At 38.8% G+C, this 25825-nt stretch carries 27 protein-coding genes; 8 read left to right on the top strand and 19 right to left on the bottom strand.

What is annotated here, in order from left to right:
* Positions 1–19: 19 nt before the first annotated feature.
* From BMZ31_RS16295 to BMZ31_RS20970, 3 genes are all read right to left on the bottom strand, one after another.
* Positions 20–2458 carry a heavy metal translocating P-type ATPase gene (locus tag BMZ31_RS16295; protein WP_090832991.1) on the bottom strand — a complete coding sequence of 813 codons (2439 nt, stop codon included), beginning with the start codon at positions 2456–2458 and terminating at the stop codon, positions 20–22.
* Positions 2459–2680: 222 nt separating this feature from the next.
* Positions 2681–2887 (bottom strand): copper chaperone CopZ, encoded by a 207-nt coding sequence (gene copZ / locus BMZ31_RS16300; protein WP_090832992.1) that lies wholly within the window; start codon positions 2885–2887, stop codon positions 2681–2683.
* Positions 2888–3406: 519 nt separating this feature from the next.
* The gene (locus tag BMZ31_RS20970) at positions 3407–3982 is read right to left on the bottom strand and encodes a TetR/AcrR family transcriptional regulator (protein WP_090832993.1); all 576 of its coding nucleotides are present in this window, start codon (positions 3980–3982) and stop codon (positions 3407–3409) included.
* Positions 3983–4129: 147 nt separating this feature from the next.
* Here BMZ31_RS20970 and BMZ31_RS16310 point away from each other — a divergent pair, with 147 nt between their 5' ends.
* Complete coding sequence (locus tag BMZ31_RS16310) at positions 4130–4366, top strand: helix-turn-helix transcriptional regulator (RefSeq protein ID WP_090832994.1); 237 nt, start codon at positions 4130–4132, stop codon at positions 4364–4366.
* A 254-nt stretch (positions 4367–4620) separates the two neighbouring features.
* Here BMZ31_RS16310 and BMZ31_RS20440 read toward each other — a convergent pair whose 3' ends face one another.
* Together BMZ31_RS20440 and BMZ31_RS16315 are read right to left on the bottom strand one after the other, a co-directional pair.
* Positions 4621–4761: a hypothetical protein gene (locus BMZ31_RS20440; protein ID WP_175478153.1), complete on the bottom strand. Its 141-nt coding sequence runs from the start codon at positions 4759–4761 to the stop codon at positions 4621–4623.
* Positions 4762–4775: 14 nt separating this feature from the next.
* Positions 4776–6032 (bottom strand): tetratricopeptide repeat protein, encoded by a 1257-nt coding sequence (locus BMZ31_RS16315; protein WP_090832995.1) that lies wholly within the window; start codon positions 6030–6032, stop codon positions 4776–4778.
* Positions 6033–6453: 421 nt separating this feature from the next.
* Between BMZ31_RS16315 and sugE the strand changes: the two genes are divergently transcribed.
* A complete protein-coding gene (gene sugE / locus BMZ31_RS16320; protein WP_090832996.1) occupies positions 6454–6774 on the top strand; it encodes a quaternary ammonium compound efflux SMR transporter SugE in 321 nt (106 codons plus the stop codon).
* Between the two features lie 147 nt (positions 6775–6921).
* On the opposite strand, the gene BMZ31_RS16325 is transcribed toward sugE, so the two are convergent.
* From BMZ31_RS16325 to BMZ31_RS16335, 3 genes are all read right to left on the bottom strand, one after another.
* Positions 6922–7836: a pseudouridine-5'-phosphate glycosidase gene (locus BMZ31_RS16325; protein WP_090832997.1), complete on the bottom strand. Its 915-nt coding sequence runs from the start codon at positions 7834–7836 to the stop codon at positions 6922–6924.
* Between the two features lie 14 nt (positions 7837–7850).
* Positions 7851–8948 carry a carbohydrate kinase gene (locus tag BMZ31_RS16330; protein ID WP_090832998.1) on the bottom strand — a complete coding sequence of 366 codons (1098 nt, stop codon included), beginning with the start codon at positions 8946–8948 and terminating at the stop codon, positions 7851–7853.
* A gap of 133 nt (positions 8949–9081) precedes the next feature.
* A complete protein-coding gene (locus tag BMZ31_RS16335) occupies positions 9082–9708 on the bottom strand; it encodes a LysE family transporter (protein WP_090832999.1) in 627 nt (208 codons plus the stop codon).
* 228 nt (positions 9709–9936) lie between these two features.
* Here BMZ31_RS16335 and BMZ31_RS16340 point away from each other — a divergent pair, with 228 nt between their 5' ends.
* Complete coding sequence (locus BMZ31_RS16340; protein ID WP_090833000.1) at positions 9937–10446, top strand: CBO0543 family protein; 510 nt, start codon at positions 9937–9939, stop codon at positions 10444–10446.
* A 165-nt stretch (positions 10447–10611) separates the two neighbouring features.
* On the opposite strand, the gene BMZ31_RS16345 is transcribed toward BMZ31_RS16340, so the two are convergent.
* Together BMZ31_RS16345 and BMZ31_RS20975 are read right to left on the bottom strand one after the other, a co-directional pair.
* A complete protein-coding gene (locus BMZ31_RS16345; RefSeq protein WP_090833001.1) occupies positions 10612–10785 on the bottom strand; it encodes an aspartyl-phosphate phosphatase Spo0E family protein in 174 nt (57 codons plus the stop codon).
* A 136-nt stretch (positions 10786–10921) separates the two neighbouring features.
* Complete coding sequence (locus tag BMZ31_RS20975; protein WP_302846857.1) at positions 10922–11050, bottom strand: hypothetical protein; 129 nt, start codon at positions 11048–11050, stop codon at positions 10922–10924.
* A gap of 221 nt (positions 11051–11271) precedes the next feature.
* Here BMZ31_RS20975 and BMZ31_RS16350 point away from each other — a divergent pair, with 221 nt between their 5' ends.
* Entirely contained in the window at positions 11272–12282 is a 1011-nt protein-coding gene (locus BMZ31_RS16350) for an ion channel (protein WP_090833002.1), read from the top strand.
* On the opposite strand, the gene BMZ31_RS16355 is transcribed toward BMZ31_RS16350, so the two are convergent.
* The 3 genes from BMZ31_RS16355 to BMZ31_RS16365 form a co-directional block, all read right to left on the bottom strand.
* A complete protein-coding gene (locus BMZ31_RS16355; protein WP_090833003.1) occupies positions 12263–12670 on the bottom strand; it encodes a YugN-like family protein in 408 nt (135 codons plus the stop codon). The genes BMZ31_RS16350 and BMZ31_RS16355 overlap by 20 nt on opposite strands.
* Positions 12671–13067: 397 nt before the next feature.
* Positions 13068–14414: a glucose-6-phosphate isomerase gene (locus BMZ31_RS16360; RefSeq protein WP_090833004.1), complete on the bottom strand. Its 1347-nt coding sequence runs from the start codon at positions 14412–14414 to the stop codon at positions 13068–13070.
* A gap of 231 nt (positions 14415–14645) precedes the next feature.
* Entirely contained in the window at positions 14646–15809 is a 1164-nt protein-coding gene (locus BMZ31_RS16365) for an iron-containing alcohol dehydrogenase (protein WP_090833005.1), read from the bottom strand.
* A 143-nt stretch (positions 15810–15952) separates the two neighbouring features.
* Between BMZ31_RS16365 and BMZ31_RS16370 the strand changes: the two genes are divergently transcribed.
* On the top strand, positions 15953–16186 hold the full coding sequence (locus BMZ31_RS16370; RefSeq protein ID WP_090833006.1) for a DUF378 domain-containing protein: 234 nt from the start codon (positions 15953–15955) through the stop codon (positions 16184–16186).
* A 257-nt stretch (positions 16187–16443) separates the two neighbouring features.
* Here BMZ31_RS16370 and BMZ31_RS16375 read toward each other — a convergent pair whose 3' ends face one another.
* Together BMZ31_RS16375 and BMZ31_RS16380 are read right to left on the bottom strand one after the other, a co-directional pair.
* Positions 16444–17730, bottom strand: coding sequence for a Glu/Leu/Phe/Val family dehydrogenase (locus BMZ31_RS16375; protein ID WP_090833007.1), 1287 nt, complete (start codon positions 17728–17730; stop codon positions 16444–16446).
* Positions 17731–17795: 65 nt separating this feature from the next.
* Entirely contained in the window at positions 17796–18995 is a 1200-nt protein-coding gene (locus BMZ31_RS16380) for an ornithine--oxo-acid transaminase (RefSeq protein WP_090833008.1), read from the bottom strand.
* Between the two features lie 358 nt (positions 18996–19353).
* On the opposite strand from BMZ31_RS16380, the gene BMZ31_RS16385 reads away from it, so the two are divergent.
* Positions 19354–20748: a sigma-54 interaction domain-containing protein gene (locus tag BMZ31_RS16385; protein ID WP_090833009.1), complete on the top strand. Its 1395-nt coding sequence runs from the start codon at positions 19354–19356 to the stop codon at positions 20746–20748.
* Positions 20749–20832: 84 nt separating this feature from the next.
* Here BMZ31_RS16385 and yugI read toward each other — a convergent pair whose 3' ends face one another.
* The 3 genes from yugI to BMZ31_RS16400 form a co-directional block, all read right to left on the bottom strand.
* Positions 20833–21231: a S1 domain-containing post-transcriptional regulator GSP13 gene (gene yugI, locus BMZ31_RS16390; protein WP_090833010.1), complete on the bottom strand. Its 399-nt coding sequence runs from the start codon at positions 21229–21231 to the stop codon at positions 20833–20835.
* A 330-nt stretch (positions 21232–21561) separates the two neighbouring features.
* Positions 21562–22725, bottom strand: a complete 1164-nt coding sequence (locus tag BMZ31_RS16395) for an aminotransferase (RefSeq protein ID WP_090833011.1) — start codon at positions 22723–22725, stop codon at positions 21562–21564.
* On the bottom strand, positions 22725–23225 hold the full coding sequence (locus tag BMZ31_RS16400) for an Lrp/AsnC family transcriptional regulator (RefSeq protein WP_090833012.1): 501 nt from the start codon (positions 23223–23225) through the stop codon (positions 22725–22727). Before BMZ31_RS16400 ends, BMZ31_RS16395 begins: the two co-directional genes overlap by 1 nt.
* 176 nt (positions 23226–23401) lie before the next feature.
* Between BMZ31_RS16400 and BMZ31_RS16405 the strand changes: the two genes are divergently transcribed.
* Positions 23402–24232 (top strand): alpha/beta fold hydrolase, encoded by an 831-nt coding sequence (locus tag BMZ31_RS16405; RefSeq protein ID WP_090833013.1) that lies wholly within the window; start codon positions 23402–23404, stop codon positions 24230–24232.
* 41 nt (positions 24233–24273) lie between these two features.
* Here BMZ31_RS16405 and BMZ31_RS16410 read toward each other — a convergent pair whose 3' ends face one another.
* Complete coding sequence (locus BMZ31_RS16410; RefSeq protein ID WP_368086655.1) at positions 24274–24528, bottom strand: DUF1871 family protein; 255 nt, start codon at positions 24526–24528, stop codon at positions 24274–24276.
* 94 nt (positions 24529–24622) lie between these two features.
* Here BMZ31_RS16410 and BMZ31_RS16415 point away from each other — a divergent pair, with 94 nt between their 5' ends.
* On the top strand, positions 24623–25783 hold the full coding sequence (locus tag BMZ31_RS16415; protein ID WP_175478154.1) for a MalY/PatB family protein: 1161 nt from the start codon (positions 24623–24625) through the stop codon (positions 25781–25783).
* The last annotated feature ends 42 nt before the right edge of the window (positions 25784–25825 follow it).

Raw genomic sequence — 25825 nt, forward strand, 5'->3', positions numbered from 1 at the left:
ATAACTCTCCAATCTGGATTTATGAATTTCTTTGATTTAAATGAACCCTTTGCAAACGAAGAGCATTCAAGACGACGGACACCGAACTAAATGCCATCGCTGCTCCAGCAAGCCACGGAGCAAGGAAGCCTAATGCTGCAATAGGAATGCCCAATGTGTTGTATGCGAATGCCCAAAACAAATTTTGACGTATGTTTTGAATTGTCTTTTTACTCATCAATATGGCATCAGCAATACTGTTTAAGTCTCCGCGCATCAAAGTAATATCCGCCGCTTCCATTGCCACATCTGTACCTGTACCGATTGCCATCCCAATATCCGCAAGCGCCAACGCCGGTGCATCATTAATTCCGTCTCCGACCATAGCAACCTTTTTGCCGGTTGCCTGTAGCTTTTTGACTTCTTCAGCTTTTCCTTCTGGCAGAACTTCTGCGATGACGTGATTTATACCGACTTGTGAAGCGATCGCACTGGCAGTTTGCCGATTATCCCCCGTAATCATGATGACATCAAGACCCATATCTTTCAGGCGCTGTACGGCCTGTTTGGAAGTTTCCTTCACTGTATCCGCCACCGCAACAATTCCTGCAAAAGTTTGATCAATTGCCACCAGCATGGCTGTCTTTCCTTCTCGTTCAAGTGCATTCATTTGTGCAAGGCCTTTGTCAACAATAATGGCATTGCTAGCCATCAATTTTCTTGTTCCAATATGGAGTTCTCTGCCATTCACAAAACCTTTAATACCGTAACCTGGAATCGCTTCAAAATCGGTAACATCGTGTAGAGAGATTCCTTTTTCCTTTATTCCAGATACAATTGCTTCGGCCAGAGGATGTTCAGATTGTTTCTCTGCAGAACCGACCAGGGCCAAAAACTCTTGTTCACTAATCCCGTTTTCAACAATCACATCTGTTAATACAGGTGTACCATTGGTCACTGTTCCCGTCTTATCAAGAATGATCGATGTGATGCGATGAGTCATTTCCAGGTGCTCTCCGCCTTTAAAGAGGATACCGAATTCAGCAGCGCGTCCCGAACCTGCCATAATACTTGTAGGTGTTGCTAAGCCAAGTGCACATGGGCAGGCAATGACAAGTACTGCAATCAATTTCTCCAGCGCTTCGGCAAAATCTCCTGGTGCCACCCATAAGAACCAAATCAAGAATGTGATGACCGCGATGCCTATTACGATTGGAACGAAAATACCCGAAATTTGATCGGCAAGGCGTTGAATTGGAGCCTTTGAACCCTGCGCTTCCTCAACTACTTTTATGATTTGAGCGAGTGCTGTGTCTTTCCCTACTTTTGTTGCTTTCATTTTCAAAAAGCCATTCTTATTAATCGTCGCACCTATGACTGAATCACCAACCGTTTTATCCACCGGAACACTTTCACCCGTTAACATGGATTCATCTAGTGCTGAGCGACCTTCGATGATTTCTCCATCCACTGGTACCTTTTCACCTGGTTTAACATAAAGGACATCTCCGACAACTACTTCTTCCAAAGGAATTTCCTGTTCAACACCTTCACGGACTACAATAGCTGTTTTCGCTTGCATCCCCATTAACTTCTTAATCGCTTCCGAGGAGCGACCTTTTGCTTGCGCTTCAAAAAGCTTTCCAAGAATGATTAGTGTAATCAACACGGAACTTGTTTCAAAATAGAGATTCACCATATGCTCGTTTGTGCTCAAAGACTTAAGCGATAAATATAAGCTGTAAAAATAAGCTGCTGATGTTCCAAGTGAAACAAGCACATCCATGTTGGCACTCTTATTTTTAAGAGCATTGTATGCACCAACATAAAACTGCTTACCAATAATGAATTGAACAGGTGTAGCCAATGCGAGTTGTACCCAAGGATTCATGAACATTTCAGGTAAATAAATAAATGAAGTAAACTCAAAATGACTGACCATCGCCCACAAAAGCGGAATCGAGAGTATCAGAGAAAAAGCAAACTTTCCTTTCTGGTTTTCGATTTCACGAGTACGATGATCGGCTGTTTCCTGCGATTTTAAGTCTTCTTTTAACTTAGCTTCATATCCAATATTCTCCACTTTCTTCATCAATTGATTCACGGTCACAGTTGCTGGATCATACTCGACCGTTGCCGTTTCCAAAGCTAGATTGACTGTTGCCTGGAAAACCCCTGGCATTTTATTGAGGCCCTTTTCTACTCGAGTAGAACACGCAGCGCATGTCATTCCCAGAATATCAAATTCAACTTTTTCGGTTACAACCTCATAACCGAGGTCTCTGACTTTGGCTTGAAGTACATCAAGATTGGTCTTGGAAGGATCAAAACTGACAATTGCTTTTTCTAAAGCAAAATTTACGTTGGCATCCATGACTCCTTCTGTTTTCTTCAAACCTTTTTCGATTCGGACTGCACAAGCCGCACATGTCATTCCACTTATTTGCATGCTCGTATCTTTAGCAAGTTGTTGACTCATACGAATCATTTCCTTTCTTTCTGGATCACCGACGAAAAATTAACTTTCCGCATAGGATTCGTCCTCTTCGTCGGATTATCTTAGTTCTCCGTCGGATTATTGCTGTGCTCCGTCGGAATAATTTCCTATTTCGTCGGATTCTACTTAATTACCGCCGAATTCACACACTCCTATGGATTAAGCACTTTTATGGCTGGATTCACTCTTACTCTAAATCAACTTTTATTCTACGTCATACCCTTGATCATCTATCGTTTCTTTTATACGATCGATGGTCACTTCATTTTCGTTATACTGCACACTCACCCGAGCACCTTGTAAATCGACTTTGACATTTGCCACTCCAGATAATTTCCCTACACTTCCTTCAATCGCTTTTACACAGTGACCGCAAGACATTCCATTTACTTTCAAGTCTACAATTTTCATTTTAATTCCTCCTAATTGATGAATGTTTAATTGATTATTGATAAGATTTAAAATTTTTTCCGAGTATCAATATCACACTAAACAGCGATATCAATGCAATAAGAATGTTCAAATAGGTGTAACCCGAAACAGTGTTCATTGTGATCAATATTCCAGAGAATGTTGGTTCCTATTGTTGATCCCATTAAACGTGAAAGGCTTAAGGAATCAATAGCTGCCCCAATTTCTGACTGATTCCTCTTGTTAATATATTTATACTATACCCCCCTATAGTATGCAACTGATTAATCAAAAATATTTATTATTTTCGTTCGACAAAATTCCACGTTACCTTTTACAAACAAGTCACATTGGCCTTGTGTACCATTCCAATTTCATTTCATTCACCTCTCTCCATTAATAAACATGTGTTTATTTTTACAATAAATAAAAAATCCCCATAGGAATAAATTACCTCTAAATTATAGGAGATTATTTGGAAATTGTAAAAAAATAACTTCAATAAACAGAGCAGGTCGATTATTTGATCGACCAGTAAAAAAAGAAGTGGATATATTCTATCGTCAACTTTTGTATTTCTTCCGCACAATCGTAACTGTAAATAATATCGTAAATACCTTCAAGGAATCCTACGGCCAATGGCTTAGCTAAGCTAGGGTTTAACTTCACTTGGTTTGATTCCCGATTATATACTTCAATATGCTTTTTAATGTCCTCTTTCAAGACGTCAGTAAGTAGTTCACGAGCATTTTCAACGCTGGAGCCTTTACTTCCTTTTAATAAAATTAGCAAGGGGATGCGATAGGAATCAAGAAGATTTGGTAAATGTAATATTAGATTTTCAGCTACTTCCATTGCGTTTAAATTTCCATCTTTATTCATCTTGAACAACTCTTCTAGCGAAAGGATTGCAGGTAACACAATTTCATTAAATAAGGCTTCTTTATTTTCGTAATAGCGATAAATGTTCCCAACCGTCATGCCAGCACCTTTAGCAATTGTACGAAGAGAAGATTTTTCGAAACCATTTTCAAGGAACTCTTGCGTGGCAGCACCTATTATTTTTTCTTTAATCTCTGGCTTTTGATATTGCATAATACTAGCACCTCCTAATACTTAAAGATTATACACGGTTGATATTCGTTGTAAACTTAGATTCGGAAGTATTGACAATTCTCCTACCCTAATGCTAATTTTAATTTTGACCATTTTCTATTAATCTTCTATTAAAGTGGGGATAAGATGAATAAAGAGATTATTAAATACATTCGTGAAAGTTATAATCTGACGCAACGCGATTTTGCTAAAATGGTGAATTGCAGTTTTGCCCTCATCGCATTAGTAGAAGTCGGGAAAAGACGGATTACATTTAATCTTGAAAGTAAAATCAAACAAGCTTTCGATTTGGATGAACAGCAAATGCAAAATATCGCATCAATCGTTTCCGAGTTAAGTAAAGGTACTCCACCGTTTTGTTAAAAAACAAATGCGGTTTTCGCAATGAATGTTGCTTTTACGATGAAAGTGAAAACACGTAGGAATTCTTATTTCGTGCTCTTTTCCTCCATTTAAAGTTTTAAACGCAAAACCCGTAATGGTTTGGGAAAAAGCCCTACTGCCGGCTTTTTCTTGTTACACTAACAACAAAGTTTACGAAAAGAGCCTAAATAAAAGAAAGAAGGCCACATTCCCTTCTTTCTCAAATTTCATTCATTATTAAACTGTACAATTGATCAAACTGGAGGTTGAATAGGATGCTCAACCGGTTTATCGTTTTCCACTGCGGAATGAGAGTAGACTCCCAGTCCAGCAAACCCTAAAATCCCCAATGCTAGAACGCTCCCACCAAATAAAGATAACAAAGTCTTTTTCATTCGCTTCTCCTCCATCATTTTATTTTTTCCATATAATAAACAGCCTTTTCGTAGTTGTTCATATTCTTATGGTGTTCAGCTAGGCGTTTATAGAATCCAATCAAGTCTTCACGATGTTCATGACTTTCCTCTAGAAGAGGTACGACACTTTGCTCAAGATATTGTATCGATTCCATATCTGAATCAAGTGCCATTAAGAAGTACCTTGACAACCTTTCGTATTTCTTATTTTCAGTTTTTGTTGCCAAGTCCGAAAGCCTTTCAAAACTCTCTCTTGCTCTCTCCCGCTCTTCTGTCATGAAGAGAACATCACCGTATGCATATAATGTAATGATATAATGCTGCGTGTCCTCACTTTGAAGTTCTAGACTTTTTTCAAAATAAAATAGAGCCTTCTTTAACTGCCCCATCTGTTTCTGCAAAAACCCCATGTTATGGTAGATCTGTGGCAGTAACGTGTTACCGTTTAGCAATTCAGCATTCCTGATTAAGTGATTAAAACAGCCGAGTGCTTCTTCATAAATTTTTGAATGAGTATAGTTAATACCCAATAACATGAGTGTATGAAGAATTCTGGTAAAATTGTGTTGATTCATGAATGACTGCAGTGCCAACTTGCCAAAATGGATCGCGTGACCCGATTCCTCTAATGCACTTTTTACAAGTGCACGATGGTAGAAAACCTCACCAGGAGTAACTTCAATATTCTGGTCAGTAAATATGTCTTCCAGAATGAGATCAGCTTTTGAATATTTTCCTTTCATTATCCAAAATACAGCATTGTAATAGGAAAATAAATACCTCTCCTGTTGGGAAAAATTATTTTTCCACTTGTTTAATAGGTCTCGTTGAGCGGCTGCTTCCGACAGTTTTCCAACGAATAAAAGATATCTGTACTTGTAAAGTTCGTATGTATAAAGATATGAGGAAAAAGGGATTAACTCTTCCCACTTTTGCAAGTTTTGAAAGATGATTTCAGCATCATTTTTGAAGTAGTAGCTGATCTTTTCATTGAGCTCTATCAACTGTTCCTTGATCAAAGTCTCTTTCTCATGGATCTCCTCGCAAGCAATGTTAAGCCTCTCAAGTAAAAGATTAATTGTTTCGGGATTGGCTTCTTTTGAGTTGTTTTCTATTTTACTCAGATGTGGGATCGAACAAATACCTACAGCCAATTGCTTCTGCCTCAACCCTTTTTGGGTTCTGTAATATTTAATCAGCGGACCGAGTTTCATAGCTTCACCAACCTTTTTCCTTAAATCTACCACCATTGTACGTTATGTAAAGATACTAAAAGAACTATTTTTAGACTTTTCTATCAATTTATGCGATTTGGCAAGTTTAAATAGTTGGGAAATTTTCTAAAAACACTAATTTTTCTGATGAACAATTAACAAAAATAATTTATTTAAAATAATCATTTAGTATTTTAGAATGATTGCTTTTTAAGCCTACCTCATCTTATTGCCTACTACTTTCGGGATTTACAAACCAATCAAGTATAAATACTTGACACTCCCTCGTCTTCTTATATAATAAATTGGACTAAGTTTTTCAACCGAACAAAAGGCCTGGAAGGATATTAAAACTAATACTTTCCGGGCTTTTATTGATAAGAGTTGTGTTATTAGGAGACTCTGTTAGCACTGACTTTAACCAGTAAGGAAATGAAATAATAGGAGGAATACATAAATGGCGTGGGTGTATTTATTGATAGCAGGAATATTTGAAGTCGTCTGGGCGATTGGGTTGAAATATTCTAATGGATTTTCTAAGTTGTATCCTTCGGTCATTACAGTCGTTGGCATGGCAATCAGTTTTTATTTTCTTGCTTTGGCAACAAAAACACTTCCGATTGGAACTGCCTATGCTATCTGGACAGGCATAGGTGCTGTAGGAGCAGTCATATTAGGAATGATCTTGTTTAATGAGCCAAAGGATTTGATGCGTATCATGTTTGTAACGTTCATTTTAGTCGGAATCATCGGTTTAAAGTTCACTGCCGGAAATTAAGAAAAGCGCAAGCGCCCTGTTCAGCCCCGACAGGCATAAGACGAAGCGCGCAGGAAATCCTGATTTCTGGAGCGATTTGGCTTATGACCCCGAGGGGCTGGGCGCTGGAGCTAGACAGCTAACTCCGTTAAATTCTTATATTCTTTTTTATCTTCTTTGCAATTGCACAGCAATTCCTGCGCCAACTTTAGCATTATGCTTCACAAGGGCAATATTGGCTACTAAACTCTTGCCTTCAGTAAGTTCCTTCACTTTTCCTAATAAAAATGGAGTCACTTTCTTACCCGTAATCTGCTTGATTTTAGCTTCATGCAAAGCATTTTCGATAACTTCTGTTATAAAGCTTTCTTCCAAGGCATCTTCTGTCGGAATAGGATTCGCAATGACAACCCCGCCTTTTAGCCCAAGCTCCCACTTCGTTCTTATAAGGTCTGCAGCTTCACTTACTGAATCCACTTTGTAATTCACATGAAAAGGACTGGTCCTTGTATAAAATGCTGGCAGCACATCCGTTTCCATGCCTACAACAGGTACTCCATGAGTTTCAAGGTATTCAAGTGTTAAACCGATATCCAAAATTGATTTTGCTCCCGCACAAATTACAGCCACATTGGTTTGAGCCAGTTCCTGTAGGTCTGCAGAGATATCCATGGTCTTATCAGCCTCGCGATGCACACCGCCGATTCCACCTGTTACGAAGACTTCAATACCAGCAAGTTCTGCGCAGATCATCGTAGCTGCCACTGTGGTTGCTCCGTGTTTCTTTTTTGCGATTAAGTATGGAATGTCGCGTCTGCTCGCTTTTTCGATATCCTTGCTTTGGGCTAAGAATTCCAGTTCGTCATTCGAAAGACCAATCTTAATTTTCCCATTTAGGATAGCAATGGTAGCTGGAACGGCCCCATGTGAACGAATGATGTTTTCAACTTCCTTTGCAGTTGACACATTTTGAGGGTATGGCATGCCATGAGATATGATGGTAGATTCTAAAGCAACAATTGGCATGTTCTCTTTTTGTGCATTTAAAACTTCATCTGAATATTGCAACCACTCGTTTAACATATCTCGTCCATCTCCTAGCGGAAGTATTTTTTATAAGCTTCCAACAATTGTTTATGATCAAGCTCTGGGTTAACTGTTTCACCCGACTGCAAGGTTAGCATGGAGCACGTCATGCCGATTTTACATGCATCGTCTGTGTTCAACCCTTTGAGTTCTCCATAAATGATACCTGCAACAAGTGAATCTCCAGCACCCGTTACGTCTAAGACATTGACTTCAGGTGGGAGTAATGCACCTGCTTCATTAGATTCTGTAAAATAAATAAGGCCCTTGTCACCTCTTGTGATGACGACCTTCTTAACACCTTTTTTCAAGATCATTTCAGCCGCTTTATAAAATTCACCCTCACTGTTTATCTCGGTACCAGTTAAAGCTTCCGCTTCACCCTGATTGGCTATTAGCCACGTTACCCCATTTAAATCCTCAGGCAAATTTTTTACCTTTGGGGAAGAAACGGGAGAGATGCAAATCGGAATATTTTCTTCCTCACAGCGTCTAATGATTTTTTCTAGTACATCTGGCCGAAAGTTAGTATCTACAACTATCATTCTAGCAGACTTAAAATGACCCCATTTCTTGTCAATAAAAGCCCAATCGACGGAATTACAAATGGACATATCTGCGAATGCCACCGCCATGGAACCTTTCTGATCCAATACGGCCGTATATGAACCTGTTGCAGCATGATTAAACGTTTGCGTGGCCGTAATATCAGAATAAGCCTTTGTATGGTCCAGTAGCCACGCACCTTCTTTATCGTCTCCAACGACTGTAAGCAATCCCGTCTTACATCCTAATCTTCCTAAATTCTCTGCAATATTTCGAGCGACTCCGCCTGCAGACTGAGAACTTTGAGCAGGATTGGAAGTGCCATATTGCATGGTTTCCAGCACTTGAATTTTCCTATCTATATTTGCACCGCCTACACAAAGTACATCCTTTGTTTGCGGAAGCACATAAGCTCTGCCTAATAGTTTTCCTTGTTTTGTTAACGAAGAGATGTAGCCTGCAATGGCAGAGCGTGATAATCCCAATCTATCAGAGAGATCGTTTTGAGAAATAAATGGATTTTCATTGATAAGAGCTAAAATCTGAGATTCCTTTTCATTCATGTCCATTGCTCCTCGCCTTATAAACATTTGTTTAAATTATAAACTTAGTTTACCAATTTTTGCAATTGCTTACTTTTTCATAACATTCTATAAATGAAAAGAGGCACTAAAGTTACCTTTAGTACCTCAAAACTTAAAGGAATATCGTTTTAATAGCTTGATATCCAAAATAGATACCGAATCCAATGAGCGTTACTCCTGAAATCATGGAAATGAACTTCAAAATGCCTTTATGTAAAAATCTCCGAAAACTGCTTGATACGGCGGCCATCCAAATATCCCAAGTAACAAGGCCGATAAAAATGGCGCAACTGTACAAAATCAATTTACTATTGCCAACAGTAGCTGCAGTTTTAGCCAGAACAGCACCATAAATCCCCAGCCAAAATAAGATAGTCAACGGATTAGACAATGACATAAAGAATCCATATAGGAATGCCTGCCATAGCGGTTCAGGCTTCCGATTTTCTTTCAATTCCAATTTACCTGCCCCTGCCAAACCTTCAATCCCTGTATAAATAAGAATAAAGGCACCAAATGACCAAAGAAATGACTTCATGAAAGGTGTATCGATAAATTGGACGATACCAATATATACAATCAGCATGTAAATGGCGTCAGCGAAGATGGCTCCGACTCCCAATATCCAAGCATGAAAAAAGCCGAATTTAATCCCCCTGTCAATTTGGGCAGCATTGATTGGTCCGATTGGTGCTGCCAGGGATAGTCCCAACAAGATATAACTAACAAATATACTCATTCAGGAATTTCACTCCTTTGCAAAATAGAAAGCCTGTCTAATGATTTCTATTCAGCAAAAAGCGAAAGTACAACCCCTACAAGAAAGAAACTTTACTCAATGGTCGGTTTTCTAGTTCTCCATATGAGGGATTAAGATTATTTTTATTTTTCAAAGCTTATGATAATTACCTATAAAATAACAGATAATATAATTACATCCAAAAATGATTTTGGGGGCTTAGCACGAATGTACTTACTTTTAGTTGTGGCGGTATATATTTTTTTTGCAAAGTATTTTGTAGATTGGAAAAGATGGGAAGAGTATTACCCGACCATTCTATACTTTATCGTATGCAATCTTACATATAATTTTGTTTTTTATGATCATACGCTCTGGATGTATAAGGCCAAATCCGGATGGCTTAATCATACAATTATTGACCTTGTATTTTCCTATTTTATTATCCCGGTGATAATCATGATTTATCTGCGTTTTTTTCCAACAGGGCGTAGAAAATACATATATCTAGTTGCTTGGATTGCTTATTTTTCTGTGATTGAATGGCTCTTTGCAAAAAAGGGACTTTTTGTTTATGAAAATGGATGGAATCTAAAATGGTCCATCATGTTTAATATCATCATGTTCACTCTCTTAAGGGTGCACTTTAAGAAGCCAATCTTAGCTTTAGCCCTTTCTTTCCCAATCATTGTTGTCTTACTGATTTTCTTCCATCCACCTTTTAGTCATTTAAAATAAATAAGGGTGTTGATTTTAATGTTTGAAAGTCATTTTTCCACCCCTCTTTTCATGATAATACTCTTCATTATCTATGCCTTGATGGCAATTTACTTGTGGAAAATAAAAAAATAGAGACCCTGACATGATTAGTCAGAATCTCATAACTGAAAATATAGAAAAAAATTAATGGAGACCAGTACCATCCCTAAGAAGACGATACTCATTTAGAAGCGCGTCCAATTCTTGACTGCATTGAACAACATAAGAACTCGTATAGCCATGCTGATGGGCAAGATTAATCATGGAATGCCTTTTTTCTTCTATTTGGGAAATGAGGTTATCCATATGAAAATCCATGAGTTTCTCTCCTTTTTAAAAAGTGGTAAATATGAGCTCCGTAATGTTAAAGTTTTTTCCATTTATCCAACAAGTAAAACATATTTCTAGATATAACATCTTCTATTAAGAATGCACTTTTTCCTCTTTGAAAATCCTAGAAGATAACGACATCGGTCTTCCTAGGTATCCTTGTGAATGCTTGATTCCCAGTTTTCATCGCTGTTTCAAGGTCTTCTAGTGTTTCATTTACTGCAAGAATAATTCCATCGATTGTGATTTTCATGTTGCTTCCTCCATTCATGCCCCATAATTTGAAATTTATACTTTAAGTAGTCGACCATTCCTATTTTCATAAGACAATCTTACTCAACCGTTAAACTTTATTTCCTTAAAAAACTAGTCATTTCGAATTAGTTTAGTTAGTGAGCAAGAAGAAGTCTAACTGTTAAAAAAAGTAAATAAGGGAATACTATTTAGTAGTTTTGGTTGAAAAGAGGTTTAAAAGTGGCTAATCAATTACATTCCTTATTTATTAGACTCCCATTAATCATGAGGATTTTTACAATCACAGTACTTTTCCTCTTCCTATTTGGAATTATCATTCATTTTTTGGAACCAGCGACATTCCCAAATGTAACTGATGGAATTTGGTGGGCCATTGTTACGGCGACTTCTGTAGGGTATGGGGACTTTGTTCCTCAAACGTTGCCTGGAAGGATTGCTGCCGTCCTCCTTATCATGCTCGGTGCGGGCTTTGTTACTTCTTACTTTTCGACTCTTGCAGCTTCCACGGTAACAAAACAAAATTCATTTTTTGTCGGTAAAAGCACCTACAAGGAAAAGGGACACTACATCATAATCGGCTGGAACGAACGATCTAAGGAAGTAATTTCCAACCTTTTAAATTTTATGCCTCCAGTGAAGATTGTTCTTGTTGATGATACACTCAATGCAAATCCACTTCCATTTAAGCACGTCCATTTTATAAAAGGAAAAGCACATCTTGATGAAACAATGATGCGTTGTAACATTCAGGAAGCACGAAAAGTTTTAATTACAGCTGATCCCAACAAAGATGAATTACAAGCAGATATGAATAGTATTCTGACCCTACTTTCCATTAAGGGCATAGCTCCTGGGGTTCCTTGCATAGTGGAAATCCTCACAAAAGATCAGGTTATTAACGCAAAACGTGCAGGTGCTGATGAAATCATTCAAACAAACAATTTCATCAGTGTTTTCATGCTTAATAGCCTTGACTCCTCAGTCAGTCATGGTTTGATTCAAGAGGTGTTTGAACATTTACGAAGTCGTGAATTACAAGTCATCCCTTCAGATGACTCGGTCATAGCCTGCAATTTCTCTGAAGCAAGTAATGTCTTGCTTTTACGAGGCTTACTTTTACTTGGGTTAAAAAAAGGGGAGAACATTATCGTTCATCCCCCTCATCATATGTTAATTGAAATTGGTGATTTTCTGATTACAATGAACGCTTCTAATCACCCAATAGAATAGATTCAAGTTCCGTTACTAACGCCTTTCCTGTATCAATGTATTTTAGCGGAAAACTCGCATCCTTATCAACAGGCTCCTGAAATTGATTGAACGATGCTGAAAGGTTCCCAATTTCGGCATGATCGTCAATGCCTCGTTGATACTTATGCGATAACAGGAAAGGCCTTTCTAAAGCTACTGTACAATTTCTAGCATCAAGCTGACCATCAATGGCTCTAAACGGGACTCTGAGGTATTGATAACCAACTTGATCATCTATTTTATAATCAAAATAGCCGTGATCATATTCCCAGTTTCCTCCAATCTCATATCCGATTGGCTTTAATTTTTGTTCAAGCTTAAACAAGTCAAACTGTTGATTTTCAAGTCTTGACGTAATCTTAAACATCGTTTCACCCTCATTTCAGCATTTTTTATTAGTATTTCCTAAAGAGTGATTTTCATGATATAAAGCTCAATCGGCCTTAATTGTGCTGGAGCAAAGCAGAAAAACGAAAGAGCTGACTCATAATTTTGAGTCAGCTCTTTCGTATTTTATTTCAGATAAGAATGTATAGTATATAAATTTAACAGAGATAACTGTCTAGCTCCAGCGCCCAGCCCCTCGGGGTTGTTTCCTAAAGCCGAAACAACCTTGGTCATAAGCCAAATCGCTCCAGAAATCAGGACAAGGAACGCTTCGAAAGCATCATCATCGCACGAAGAAAAGGCGATAGCCTTTTCGAGGATGAACTGCGCGCTTCGTCTTATGCCTGTCGGGGCTAATCAGGGCGCTTGCGCTTTTCTTATAAGCGTTTTTCTAGCTCGGCTTTCTTTTCTTCGAATCCTGGCTTACCAAGTAATGCAAACATGTTCACTTTATATGCTTCTACACCTGGTTGGTCAAACGGATTTACTCCGAGTAAATAGCCGCTCATCGCACAAGCTTTTTCAAAGAAATACACTAAGTATCCGAATGTGTACTCGTCCATAGAAGGAATGGAAACGACCAAGTTAGGTACTCCTCCGTCCATATGAGCCAGCATTGTACCTTCGAAGGCCTTGTTGTTCACAAAATCAACTGTTTGACCAGCAAGATAATTTAATCCATCTAAATCGCTAGCCGCTTCTTCAATCACTAGTTCATGACGAGGTTTTTCGACCTTGATGATGGTTTCAAATAAATCTCTTCTTCCTTCTTGTACATATTGTCCTAATGAATGAAGGTCTGTAGAGAAGTTGGCTGAAGAAGGGAAAATTCCTTTTTGATCTTTTCCTTCACTTTCACCAAACAATTGCTTCCACCATTCAGAGAAATATTGAAGACCTGGTTCATAGTTAATCAACATTTCAATGGTCTTGCCCTTATTATATAATGCATTTCTTACGGCAGCATATTGATAGGCAGCATTTTCTTCAAGCTCTGACTGCCCGAAATCTTCTTGTGCCTTTGCAGCACCATTCATCATTTCCTCGATGTTTGCTCCGCTTACTGCGATCGGCAATAAACCAACTGCTGTAAGGACAGAATAACGGCCTCCGACATCGTCCGGAATGATAAACGACTCGTATCCCTCTTCAGATGCAAGAGTCTTTAGTGCCCCTCTTGCTTTGTCTGTCGTTGCGTAAATACGCTTACGTGCCTCTTCAACTCCATACTTCTCTTCAAGAAGTTTGCGGAAGATACGGAAAGCAATTGCTGGCTCAGTTGTCGTTCCCGATTTAGAAATGACGTTAATGGAGAAATCTTTGCCTTCTAATAAATCCATTGCATCCTTCAAATAAGTTGAGCTGATGTTATTTCCAATAAAAATAACCTGTGGTGTTTTGCGTTGTTCTTTTGTAATAGCATTATAGAAGCTATGTTGAAGCATTTCTATGGCAGCACGAGCTCCTAGATACGATCCGCCGATTCCCACAACAAGCAAAATATCGGAATCCGATTTTATTTTTTCTGCCGCCTTTTGGATTCTAGAGAATTCCTCACGGTCGTATTCTGATGGGAGATCAATCCAACCTAAGAAGTCATTTCCTGCCCCTGTTTTTTCATGTAGAGAATGATGGGCTACTTTTACAGCATCGCGCAAGTATGTAAGTTCGTGTTCACCAAAAAAAGTAAGTGCCTTTGAGTAATCAAAACGAACATGTGTCATGTGTTGATCCTCCTTAATTTTATTTTCAATAATCACTTTAACGGTTGCGAGCGTCTTTATCAAGAAAGTACCCACCATGTAAGCGTGTCCAATTTCGATATTTTTCTTACATTTTGAAAAAAACGCTAAAACGACCAGTGATATTCGACAAATTTTAGAGCACCTCGAAGCAAACGAATGCGTTTATAAAAAGAATCCGGAATATATTATTTCCGGATTCTTTTTATTTTCTTATAAAGAAGCTTTTAAAATAGCCATGACGTCTTCACGGTTTAACTTGTTAAAGTTACCGAATTCTCCATTCGCCATTGCACGATCAGCCATCAAATCAAGTTTGCTTTCATCGATATCGTAATCTGCAAGTCGGGTTGGAGAGCCTAAACTTGTCCAGAATGCACGAAGTTTGCCGATGCCTTCAAGACCAACTTCTTCGTCTGTCTTCCCAGTCGGGTCAACATTAAACACTCTAACAGCAAGCTGCTTAAAGCGAGCTGGCATAACTTTTAAGTTATGCTTCATCCAATTTGGGAAAAGTATAGCCAGTCCGCCTGCATGAGGGATATCATATACAGCCGAAACCGCATGTTCAATATTATGAGTTGCCCAATCACCGCGGTATCCCATTTGCAACATTCCATTCAATGCAATTGTCCCATTATATAAGATCGTTTCACGGTAATCATAATTTTCAAGATCCTCTAGAAGCTTAGGAGCTGTTTCGATAACCGTAGTAAGAACGGCTTCACACATACGATCTTGCAAAGGAGTATTTTCAACTTGATGGAAATATTGCTCCATTACATGAGTCATCATATCGACAATTCCATAAATGGTCTGATCTCTTGGTACAGTAAATGTATTCTTTGGGTCAAGAATCGAAAACTTTGGAAATACTGCAGGGCTTCCCCAACCGTATTTTTCATTTGTTTCCCAGTTCGTGATGACAGAACCAGAATTCATCTCAGATCCTGTCGCAGCTAAAGTTAGAATCGTTCCAAAAGGTAGGGCAGTATTCACCATTGCCTTTTTTGTAACTATATCCCAAGCGTCTCCATCGTATAGAGCTCCTGCTGAAATCAACTTTGTACAATCGATTACGCTCCCTCCACCTACAGCAAGAAGGAAATCGATATTTTCCTTTTTACACAGTTCCACGCCTTTTCGTGCAGTAGATATACGAGGATTAGGTTCGACTCCAGCTAATTCAAACACTTCAATGTCCAGCTCTTGGAGTTCAGACATTACTGCATCATATAAACCACTACGTTTTATACTTCCGCCACCATACACAACCAATACTTTCTTTCCGTATTTAGGAATTTCAGTTCTAAGCTGACTTAATTGGTCACTACCGAAAATCAACTTTGTAGGGTTCCAATATGTAAAGCTTTGCATATTCATCATCCTCCCATTTTATAGCATGTCTATTATTGATTATTTTCCCCCCTTTTGCAAAAAAGAAGGCTTAAAAATACGTGAATAATTGAATAAAGATTGCACAAAATAAATACGAATCCCTAACTTAAGGAGGAATCACAGTGAGTACAATTCAAAGAATTGCATTAGTGCTTACAATAATCGGCGCAATAAACTGGGGCCTGATTGGATTTTTTCAATTTGACTTAGTAGCCAATATCTTTGGCGGTCAGGATTCTGCAATAGCCAGAATTATTTATGGCTTAGTGGGTATCGCCGGTTTGATTAATTTAGGACTACTCTTCGTTCCAAATGAAGAGCATGAAAGATCTCCTGAAACAAAACCAACTCGGTAGTTTCAATTTATATACAACAAAAAAACCTTGCAGTTACTGCAAGGTTTTTTTGCGTTAGGCTCTTTTCATAATCTGTGGCTATGGAAACAAGAAAAGCCGGCTGTAAGGATTTTTCTATCCTTTCACCACGTAAAAATTAGCGTTTTAAAATTTTTGTTTAGGAAAAGAGCACGAAATAAGTCTTTATACGTGTTTTTGCTCAAAACGTAAAAGCAACAATCTTAACGAGAATAGGTTTACGTTAAGAGAAGACGAGTTTAGACCCAACCTCTGAAACGGGACGCTTCAGACATTTTTCTGACCCCGACCATATATGCTGCAAGTCTCATGTTTACTTTTCGTTGTTCTGCCGTTTCATAAACATTGTTGAATGACTGTACAAGTACCTTTTGAAGCTTTTCGTTTACTTCCTCTTCGCTCCAATAATATCCTTGATTGTTTTGAACCCATTCAAAATAAGAAACGGTTACTCCGCCTGAGCTAGCCAATACATCTGGTACAAGCAAGATTCCTCGCTCAGCAAGGATCTTAGTTGCTTCCAGCGTTGTTGGACCATTAGCTGCTTCAACAACAATCGAAGCTTTAATGTTGTGCGCATTGTTAGCAGTAATCTGATTAGAGATTGCTGCTGGGACAAGAATGTCGCACTCAAGTTCAAGAAGTTCTTGATTCGTAATCGTATTATCAAATAATGTAGTTACAGTTCCAAAACTGTCACGACGATCAAGTAAGTAATCAATATCTAAGCCATCTGGATTATAGAGAGCTCCGTAGGCATCAGAGATTCCAATTACTTTCGCACCAGCATCATGCAAGAATTTCGCAAGGAAGCTTCCAGCATTTCCGAAACCTTGAACAACAACTCTTGCACCTTCAACGCTTATTCCACGTTTCTTAGCAGCTTCTTCGATACAGATTACAACCCCTTGTGCAGTTGCCTTTTCGCGTCCTTGAGATCCTCCGAGTACAAGTGGCTTACCAGTGATAAACCCTGGTGAATCGTATTCACGAAGCCTACTGTACTCATCCATCATCCAAGCCATGATTTGTGAATTTGTATAAACATCTGGTGCCGGAATATCCTTTGTTGGTCCAACGATTTGACTAATGGCACGAACATAGCCACGACTTAATCGCTCTAATTCGCCCATTGACATCGTGCGCGGGTCACAAATGATTCCCCCTTTTCCTCCCCCATAAGGAAGGTCAACGATACCGCATTTAAGGCTCATCCACATAGAAAGTGCTTTTACTTCTTCTTCATCCACTTCTGGATGGAATCGAACTCCACCTTTTGTAGGACCCACCGCATCATTATGCTGGGCACGGTACCCAGAAAAGATCTTTACTGAGCCATCATCCATGCGAACTGGTATACGAACCGCCAACATTCTTAATGGTTCCTTCAACAGTTCGTACATTTCATCCGTGTAACCTAATTTGTCCAATGCTTCTTTGATGACAACTTGTGTAGATGTTAACAAATTCAGTGATTCATCAGCTTTTTGATTTACTTTAGGATCTTTCGTCTCTACTTTCCCCATTACGGCACCCCTAGTTATATTTAGAAATGTTTATCATTAATACAAAGTACATTTGCTCTATCTTTTTACGCAAGTACTTTTTTGATTCGTTCGATTGCCCAGTCCAATTCTTCTTTTGTAATGACAAGTGGTGGTGCAAATCTGATAACTGTATCATGCGTTTCTTTACATAGAAGTCCTTCTTCTTTTAATGCTTCACAATATTTACGAGCAGGCTCTGTCAATTCGACGCCAATGAAAAGACCGCGTCCACGAACTTCTTTTATCATAGGATTGTTGATTGTTTGTAGCTTTTCCATAAAATATTGCCCAAGTTCTAAAGAACGTTCAGGAAGCTTTTCATCAACTAATACGTCCAATGAAGCGATGGATACGGCACATGCCATTGGATTGCCTCCAAAAGTGGAACCATGTGAACCTGGATTGAAGACACCAAGCACTTCTCTATTCGCTACAACGCATGAAATCGGGAATACGCCCCCTCCTAATGCTTTGCCTAAAATAAGCATATCAGGTTCAATGCCTTCCCACTCATAAGCAAACATTTTGCCTGTACGGGCAAGACCTGCTTGAATCTCATCAGCGATGAAAAGCACATTGTTTTCTTTACACATTTCATATGCTTCTTTCATGAATCCTTCACGAGGAATGACAATACCAGCTTCGCCCTGAATTGGCTCAATCAAGAATGCAGCAGTTTGAGGCGTAATAGCCGCTTTTAGCGCTTCAATATCACCATAAGGAATCAATTTGATGCCAGGTAGCATTGGGCCGAATCCACGCTTGTATTCTGCTTCAGATGACAATGATACAGCTGTCATCGTACGTCCGTGGAAATTACCGATACAAGCAATGATTTCAGCCTGATCATCTGCAACACCCTTAACATCATATGCCCAACGGCGAGCAGCCTTAACAGCCGTTTCTACTGCTTCAGCACCCGTATTCATCGGCAATGCCATATCTTTATTCGTTAGTTCACATATTTTTTCATACCAAGGACCAAGTTGGTCATTATGGAAAGCACGAGATGTTAATGTTACGCGATCCGCTTGATCTTTTAACGCCTGAATGATTTTAGGATGGCGATGGCCTTGATTCACTGCTGAGTAGGCACTTAGCATATCCATAAATTTATTACCTTCAGGATCTTCCACCCACACACCTTCCGCTTTTGAGATAACAATTGGAAGAGGATGATAGTTATTGGCACCAAATTTTTCAGTTTGTTCAATTAAAGATTTTGATTTAACCGTTTGTGTCATATGAATATTCCTCCATTCTCTAGATGAGTTTGGTTAACATTATCATTTTAACGGACAAGAAAGCCTTTTCATAGTCTTCCGTTAAAATTTTGAACCATTCCCCTATTAATTCATCCGTGCAATTTTCATGCCAACGTTAATTAAGTTGTAATAAGTGATTTCTATAATGACTCTGAATAGTTACTTCATCAGAACAACTGCTTGACAAGCCACTGTATTTGAACGAAAGCGCGGTGGATGATGTGGGGCGAGTTAAGAGACACGTCCCATTTATGCAAAATATTTTGGCGGTTTCTATGCAAAAATTAATTGCCCTTAAACCCCTTAAGGATTACACTGAATCAAAAAGGAGCTAAAGATGGAAGAAGATATAATGCTTAAAAATACGATTTACGAACAAATTTTACAAATGATTGATATCGGTATCCATGTGATTGATACGAATGGAAAAACGATTATTTACAATGAAAAGATGAAGAAAATAGAGGGTATGGAAGTGCAGGATGTTTTGGACAAAAATCTTCTGGACGTTTTTTCCTTTCATCAAAATGAAGACAGCACCTTATTGGCAGCTTTAAAATACGGTAAAACAATCAAAAATGTTAAGCAAACTTATTTCAATAATAAAGGTCATATGATCACTACAATCAATGATACCTTTCCTATTATCGATAACGGAACAAAGGTAGGCGCCATTGAAGTTGCTCGAGACGTTACCAAACTCGAACGACTCATCCGAGAAAATATGGACCGAAAAGGAGCAGCAAAATATACTTTTGACAGTATCATCGGTAAGAGCAAAGAATTGATGGAAGTGATTGAAAGCAGCAAGCGTGCGACAAGGACCAGTTCATCTGTTTTAATTATTGGTGACACCGGTACAGGTAAGGAATTATTCGCTCAGAGCATACATAATGGCAGCTCTCGTTCATCCAAACCCTTTATCTCTCAGAACTGTGCAGCACTGCCTGACACTTTGATAGAAGGCTTATTATTCGGCACGAAAAAAGGGGCATTTACAGGCGCGATAGAAAGAGCCGGTTTATTTGAACAAGCTGAAGGAGGCACACTGTTGCTCGACGAGTTAAACTCATTGAGTCCCGCCTTACAGGCAAAGCTTCTACGAGTAATCCAAGAGCGTTCCGTGAGAAGAATTGGGGATACAAAGGATCGAGATATAGATGTTCGAATTATCGCTACGATAAACGAAGATCCCATCGACGCCATTGCCAATGGGAGATTAAGAAAAGACCTCTATTATCGCTTAAGCGTCGTTTCACTCTTCATTCCTCCCTTGAAGGAACGAAAAAAGGACATTAAGGATTTAGTTTATTATTTTATCGAGAAATATAGTCAGCTTTTTGGCATGACCATTACCGGTGTAGAAAAGGAAGTTTTAGATGCCTTTCTATTGTACAATTGGCCTGGTAATGTTCGTGAACTCGAACATGTTATCGAAGGTACATTGAACTTACTTGATTATGAGGAAAAAATAACTTTTTCACACTTACCAATACACTTTAGAAATAAATCACCCTTACAACCAGAGGTCCCTTATTCACCTGCACCTTCTCTTCCAAGCAACCAGCCCATCAAATCGTTGGAAGATTATATGGAGGATGCCGAGAAATTTTATCTTTTAAAAGTACTTGAACACCATCAAAACAATATTACGAAGGCAGCAAAGGCACTGAACATGAGCAGGCAAAACCTTCAGTATAGAGTGAGAAAACATGGGTTACGAAAGGCATAGGAACAAATGATTTCCAAAAAAGAAAGTGTCAGTACCTTTCGCACAATGCGATTGGTTCTGACACCCTTTTTGCGTAATGATTCATTAGATCTTCATTTGTGATTGGTCGATCCACTCTTGAAGCTTGTCTTTAAGTGTGTTAAAGCCTTCTTGTGGCTCAGTGCTAGTCATGATTGGAGCTGCTTGACGTTTAGCACGAGGCTTCTTAGCTTTTGCAGCAGCTGCTGGTTGAGCAGGTGCTTCTTCTGTAGCGCGGATAGAAAGACCGATTTTTCCAGCTTTTTCGTCGATAGATAAAACTTTTACATTTACCTCATCGCCCACTTTTAAATGCTCGTTGATATCCTTAACATAACCGTGAGTAATTTCAGAAATATGCACAAGCCCTTGTGTATTTTCGTCTAATGCAACGAATGCACCGTATGGCTGAATTCCAGTTACTTTACCTTTTAAAACACTTCCAGTTTCGATCTTTTCTGACATGAGAACACTCCTAAATAAATATTTATTTTATCTCTTATATACGCAATTAAAAATTATATCACAGTTACTCCAATTAATCAAAGCTCAATATTTATAATCTCCCTTTATTGTTCCCATTCATACAAAAAAAGATTAACATTCAAAGGGATTTAACCACTTAAATTTTATCTTTAGTAAAATTGTCCAAAAAAATATTTTTAGGAAGATCAGGATGTATAAAAAGGTGGAATTTGGATAACCTTTTCATATAAGGATTTCTAGTATTCCCCCTTTTTGAAGTGGACTTACCTTCATGGTTTGTCCTCTTTTTTTTTGAACATAAAGACCGCTTTAAAGCTTATCAACAAACTTCTTCATTCGCCTTATGGCTTCTTGAAGTTGTTCGATAGATGATGCATAAGAGCATCTTACATGCCCTTCTCCACTTTGACCAAAAACATTACCTGGAACGACTGCCACTTTTTCTTCAAGAAGCAATTTTTCTGCAAATTCTTCTGAATTCATCCCGGTATTTTCAATCGACGGGAATGCATAAAAGGCTCCACCTGGATTGTGACAGATTAGTCCCATTTCATTTAACGACTGTACAAAATAGTTTCTTCGTTGTCGATAACTTTTCCTCATATGAAGAATATCTTCTTTTCCATTCTTTAATGCTTCCAAAGCGGCAAATTGAGCCATAGTAGGAGCGCACATCATGGCATATTGGTGAATCTTCAACATCGCTGCAGTTAATTGCTCTGGAGCACAAACAAAGCCTAATCGCCAGCCCGTCATGGCAAATCCTTTTGAAAAACCTGAAATCAAAATGGTGCGCTCTTTCATTCCCTCTAATGAGGCAAAGCTCGTAAATGGTTCATCATAAGACAATTCCGCATAAATCTCATCAGAAACTACAAGCAAATCGTATTTGGCTGCAATATTTGCAATTTCCTGCAGATCTTCTTTACCAAGCATCGTACCAGTCGGATTGTTAGGAGAGCATAACAGGATCGCTTTCGTTTTTGCAGTAATGGCTTTTTCTAGTTCTGTTGGTGAAACCTTAAAATCATTATCTTTTGTCGTTTGCACTGTGACCGCCTTACCTCCTGCAAGCACGATGAGGGGCACATAAGATACAAAGCTAGGTTCAAATACAATGACTTCGTCACCGGGGTCCAATATGGCTCTAAAAGCTATATCGATTGCCTGACTAGCCCCAACTGTAACGATTATTTCTGATTGGGCAGAATAATCAACTGCAAATGAAGTCATATATTTACTTATTTCATTGCGCAGCTCAATGAGGCCAGCATTTGCAGTATAGGATGTAAAGCCCTGCTCAAGGGAAACAATCGCTGCTTCCCTGACGTTCCAAGGTGTTACAAAGTCAGGCTCCCCAACTCCTAACGAAATGACCCCTTCCATTCCAGCTGCCAAATCAAAGAACCTCCGAATGCCTGAAGGTTTAAGTTGTTCAATGGTTTGAGACAAATAACGTTTTGTTTGATTCATTAAGGCGACACCACTATTCTACGATCTTCATCATTCTGTTCAAAAATTGTTCCATCGTGCTTATATTTTTTTAGGATGAAGTGTGTAGTCGTTGAAAGTACTGAATCAAGGGTTGAAAGCTTTTCCGAAACAAAATGTGCCACTTCATTCATTGATCTTCCTTCAATAATAACCGACAAGTCATACGCGCCTGACATGAGATATACGGACTTCACTTCCTTAAAGCGATATATACGCTGGGCGACTTCATTGAAACCAACACCGCGCTTTGGTGTTACTTTGACATCGATCATTGCGGTCACACCCTCATGTCCTTCAACACGTGACCAATTGATAACTGAAGTATATTTAACGAGAATTTTTTCTTTTTCCAGCTTCGTAATGATTTCTGTTAATTCCTCCATGCTAATGCTGACCATTTTGGCCAAATCTTCATTTGAAATCCGTGAATCCATTTCTAGTAAACCTGCGACTTCCAACTCTTTTTGGGTCAATTTCAATTGTGTTACCCCCATTTTATATTTTTCTGAAATATCGATATTATAACAAAATTCCTTCCCTTTTAGCTTTTTCTTTCTTATTATTTTCCAAAATGAACGTGTGAAGTTTGTTTTCTTGGGGAAAATAAGGATTAATTATCCTGAATAGAAATTGTGGAACTGGGAGTGACGGTCTTATGGAACAAACCATTTTTTCCGGAAATCAGACGGTCAATGGAATAGAGGTTTATTACGAGCGTTATCCTAATCCAAGCTCTAACCAAACAATCGTCTTATTGCACGGGTTTCTTTCTTCAACATTCAGCTTTCGAAGGCTGATTCCATTGCTTAATCAAACATATCAGGTAATTTCTGTCGATCTTCCACCTTTCGGGAAAAGCGGAAAATCTCATCATTTTATTTACTCATATAAAAATATAGCGAATACCGTTGTAGCTTTGATGGAGGAATTGTCGATTGAGCATCCGATTTTGATTGGACATTCTATGGGCGGACAAATTGTCATGAACATCCTTAAGTTAAGACCTGATTTTGCAGAGAAAGCAATACTTCTATGTAGTTCTGGCTACTTAAAGCGTTCTAACCTGCCATTAATTTTTACAAGCTATATTCCATATTTCCATTTATACGTAAAATTCTGGCTGGCACGTTCAGGTGTTCGTAAAAATTTGCAACAAGTGGTACATGACCAATCACTTATTAACGATGAAATGCTGTACGGTTATTTACAGCCCTTCCTTGAGGACGAAATTTTCATTGCACTCACTAAGATGATTCGACATCGTGAGGGGGATTTATCAGTTGAGGACCTTAGAAAAATCGATACGAAGTGTTTACTTATTTGGGGTGAACATGACAAGGTGGTACCTTTATCTGTTGGTAAACGGCTTAACAAAGATCTTCCAAATTCAAATCTAATCGTTTTAGATGATACAGGTCATTTAGTTCCAGAAGAACGGCCCGAGGAAGTTTATGAAATGATTAAATCTTTCATTGAGTCGGCTTAAGAGTTTGAATAGAAAAAACGGCAGCTCTTTGGCTGCCGTTTTTATATAGAACAAGATCCATCGTTTTTCACTAGTAGAAGCTCATTTGCTATTCTTAAGCATTCTTCAAGTGGAAGAATCTTTTCAAAGGAAAATTCAAAAATAGACTGTATCCTAAGGGCAAGTTCTGTAGGACTATCAAGTTCATGAACAGCCTGGACGATATCCGCAATTTCAGGTTCGTAACCACCATGACCAAACTGAAAAGGATCCCAGTCATTTAATATATCAACAATCTGCAGGTTCGTCTTTTGCATCTCCATATTATCACCTTTTCAATTTCACATTTATCAATCATATTTTATCATAGATTATAGAAGAACACATAAATCCTATGTTAGAGGTGTGGATATGAGCATATTTGATAGAAGGATTGACAGAAATGATACAGGATCAGTTAAGTGGGGGCTAACTAAGGATATTTTTGGCGGAGAAGGTTTACTCCCGATGTGGGTAGCAGACATGGATTTTGAACCACCAAGAGAAGTGATTGATGCTATCTTAAAGAGGGCCGAGCATCCTGTCTATGGATATACCTTCGTCCCTGAAACGACGGCTACAGCGATTAGCAATTGGCTCAAGAAACGTCATGATTGGCAGGTACAGTCTAACTGGATTCTATATGCCAACGGAGTTGTAGCAGCGCTAAGTACAGCGATTCAGAGCTTTAGCAATCCGGGTGATAGAATCATGATCCACACACCTGTTTATACACCTTTTTTTGAGATGATTAATAAGAATGACCGTATAGCTATTCATTCCCCACTACTTTTAAAGGGCAACTTGTATGAGATTGATTTTAATAACATGGAAAAAGAGTTGCAGTCTGGTGTTCGTCTCCTCATCTTATGCAATCCGCACAACCCGGTTGGGCGGGTCTGGACCAAGAATGAGCTAATCAAAATTGGTGAATTGTGCGAGAAATACGATTGTTTGATACTTTCCGATGAAATTCATTCAGACCTCATTGTCAAAGGCACTCATGTACCTATTGCATCTTTAAGTATAACCCTTTCTAACCGCGTCATCACCTTTGTATCACCAAGTAAAACCTTCAATCTCGCGGGACTCCAAGCATCTGCAGTGATTATTGAGAATGAAAATTTGCGGCAAAAATATAAGGAGATGTCAGAGCGACAAGGCTTTTTCACTTTGAATACATTTGGTATCATCGCGATGGAAAATGCTTATCGTTACGGGGAACCATGGCTGGAACAACTGCTGGAATACTTAAGTGGTAATATCTCCTTCACAGAACAGTACCTGCTTAAACACCTTCCAGAGATTACATTTAGCACTCCAGAAGGAACTTACTTGTTATGGCTAGATTGCCGCAAACTCCATCTCGACGAGACCGAATTGGTGAAGCGTCTCATCAAAAAAGGAAAAGTCGCCCTTGAGCCTGGATCCAAGTATGGTAAGGAAGGAATAGGATTTATGCGGATGAACATCGCTTGCCCACGATCCCTGCTTTCAGAAGGGCTTGAAAGATTAAGAATCGCATTTGAATAGAAAAAAGCGGCATCCGATTCTTTCTCGGTTGCCGCTTTCGTT

Source organism: Bacillus sp. cl95 (assembly GCF_900115925.1).
GTDB lineage: Bacteria > Bacillota > Bacilli > Bacillales > Cytobacillaceae > Neobacillus_A.

Bases quoted from the DNA above. Each gene is read 5' to 3' on its own strand.
- BMZ31_RS16395 (WP_090833011.1), bottom strand. From the start codon at position 22,725: ATGAATCAAACAAAACGTTATTTGTCTCAAACCATTGAACAACTTAAA.
- BMZ31_RS16360 (WP_090833004.1), bottom strand. From the start codon at position 14,414: ATGACACATGTTCGTTTTGATTACTCAAAGGCACTTACTTTTTTTGGT.
- BMZ31_RS16330 (WP_090832998.1), bottom strand. From the start codon at position 8,948: ATGAATGAAAAGGAATCTCAGATTTTAGCTCTTATCAATGAAAATCCA.
- BMZ31_RS16375 (WP_090833007.1), bottom strand. From the start codon at position 17,730: ATGGGGAAAGTAGAGACGAAAGATCCTAAAGTAAATCAAAAAGCTGAT.
- BMZ31_RS16335 (WP_090832999.1), bottom strand. From the start codon at position 9,708: ATGAGTATATTTGTTAGTTATATCTTGTTGGGACTATCCCTGGCAGCA.
- BMZ31_RS16365 (WP_090833005.1), bottom strand. From the start codon at position 15,809: ATGCAAAGCTTTACATATTGGAACCCTACAAAGTTGATTTTCGGTAGT.
- BMZ31_RS16405 (WP_090833013.1), top strand. From the start codon at position 23,402: ATGGAACAAACCATTTTTTCCGGAAATCAGACGGTCAATGGAATAGAG.
- BMZ31_RS16325 (WP_090832997.1), bottom strand. From the start codon at position 7,836: ATGTTAAACGAGTGGTTGCAATATTCAGATGAAGTTTTAAATGCACAA.
- BMZ31_RS16385 (WP_090833009.1), top strand. From the start codon at position 19,354: ATGGAAGAAGATATAATGCTTAAAAATACGATTTACGAACAAATTTTA.
- BMZ31_RS20970 (WP_090832993.1), bottom strand. From the start codon at position 3,982: ATGCAATATCAAAAGCCAGAGATTAAAGAAAAAATAATAGGTGCTGCC.
- BMZ31_RS20440 (WP_175478153.1), bottom strand. From the start codon at position 4,761: ATGAAAAAGACTTTGTTATCTTTATTTGGTGGGAGCGTTCTAGCATTG.
- yugI (WP_090833010.1), bottom strand. From the start codon at position 21,231: ATGTCAGAAAAGATCGAAACTGGAAGTGTTTTAAAAGGTAAAGTAACT.
- copZ (WP_090832992.1), bottom strand. From the start codon at position 2,887: ATGAAAATTGTAGACTTGAAAGTAAATGGAATGTCTTGCGGTCACTGT.
- BMZ31_RS16410 (WP_368086655.1), bottom strand. From the start codon at position 24,528: ATGCAAAAGACGAACCTGCAGATTGTTGATATATTAAATGACTGGGAT.
- BMZ31_RS16380 (WP_090833008.1), bottom strand. From the start codon at position 18,995: ATGACACAAACGGTTAAATCAAAATCTTTAATTGAACAAACTGAAAAA.
- BMZ31_RS16295 (WP_090832991.1), bottom strand. From the start codon at position 2,458: ATGAGTCAACAACTTGCTAAAGATACGAGCATGCAAATAAGTGGAATG.
- BMZ31_RS16355 (WP_090833003.1), bottom strand. From the start codon at position 12,670: ATGTTTAAGATTACGTCAAGACTTGAAAATCAACAGTTTGACTTGTTT.
- BMZ31_RS16315 (WP_090832995.1), bottom strand. From the start codon at position 6,032: ATGGTGGTAGATTTAAGGAAAAAGGTTGGTGAAGCTATGAAACTCGGT.
- sugE (WP_090832996.1), top strand. From the start codon at position 6,454: ATGGCGTGGGTGTATTTATTGATAGCAGGAATATTTGAAGTCGTCTGG.
- BMZ31_RS16345 (WP_090833001.1), bottom strand. From the start codon at position 10,785: ATGGATTTTCATATGGATAACCTCATTTCCCAAATAGAAGAAAAAAGG.
- BMZ31_RS16310 (WP_090832994.1), top strand. From the start codon at position 4,130: ATGAATAAAGAGATTATTAAATACATTCGTGAAAGTTATAATCTGACG.
- BMZ31_RS20975 (WP_302846857.1), bottom strand. From the start codon at position 11,050: ATGAAAATCACAATCGATGGAATTATTCTTGCAGTAAATGAAACACTA.
- BMZ31_RS16340 (WP_090833000.1), top strand. From the start codon at position 9,937: ATGTACTTACTTTTAGTTGTGGCGGTATATATTTTTTTTGCAAAGTAT.
- BMZ31_RS16415 (WP_175478154.1), top strand. From the start codon at position 24,623: ATGAGCATATTTGATAGAAGGATTGACAGAAATGATACAGGATCAGTT.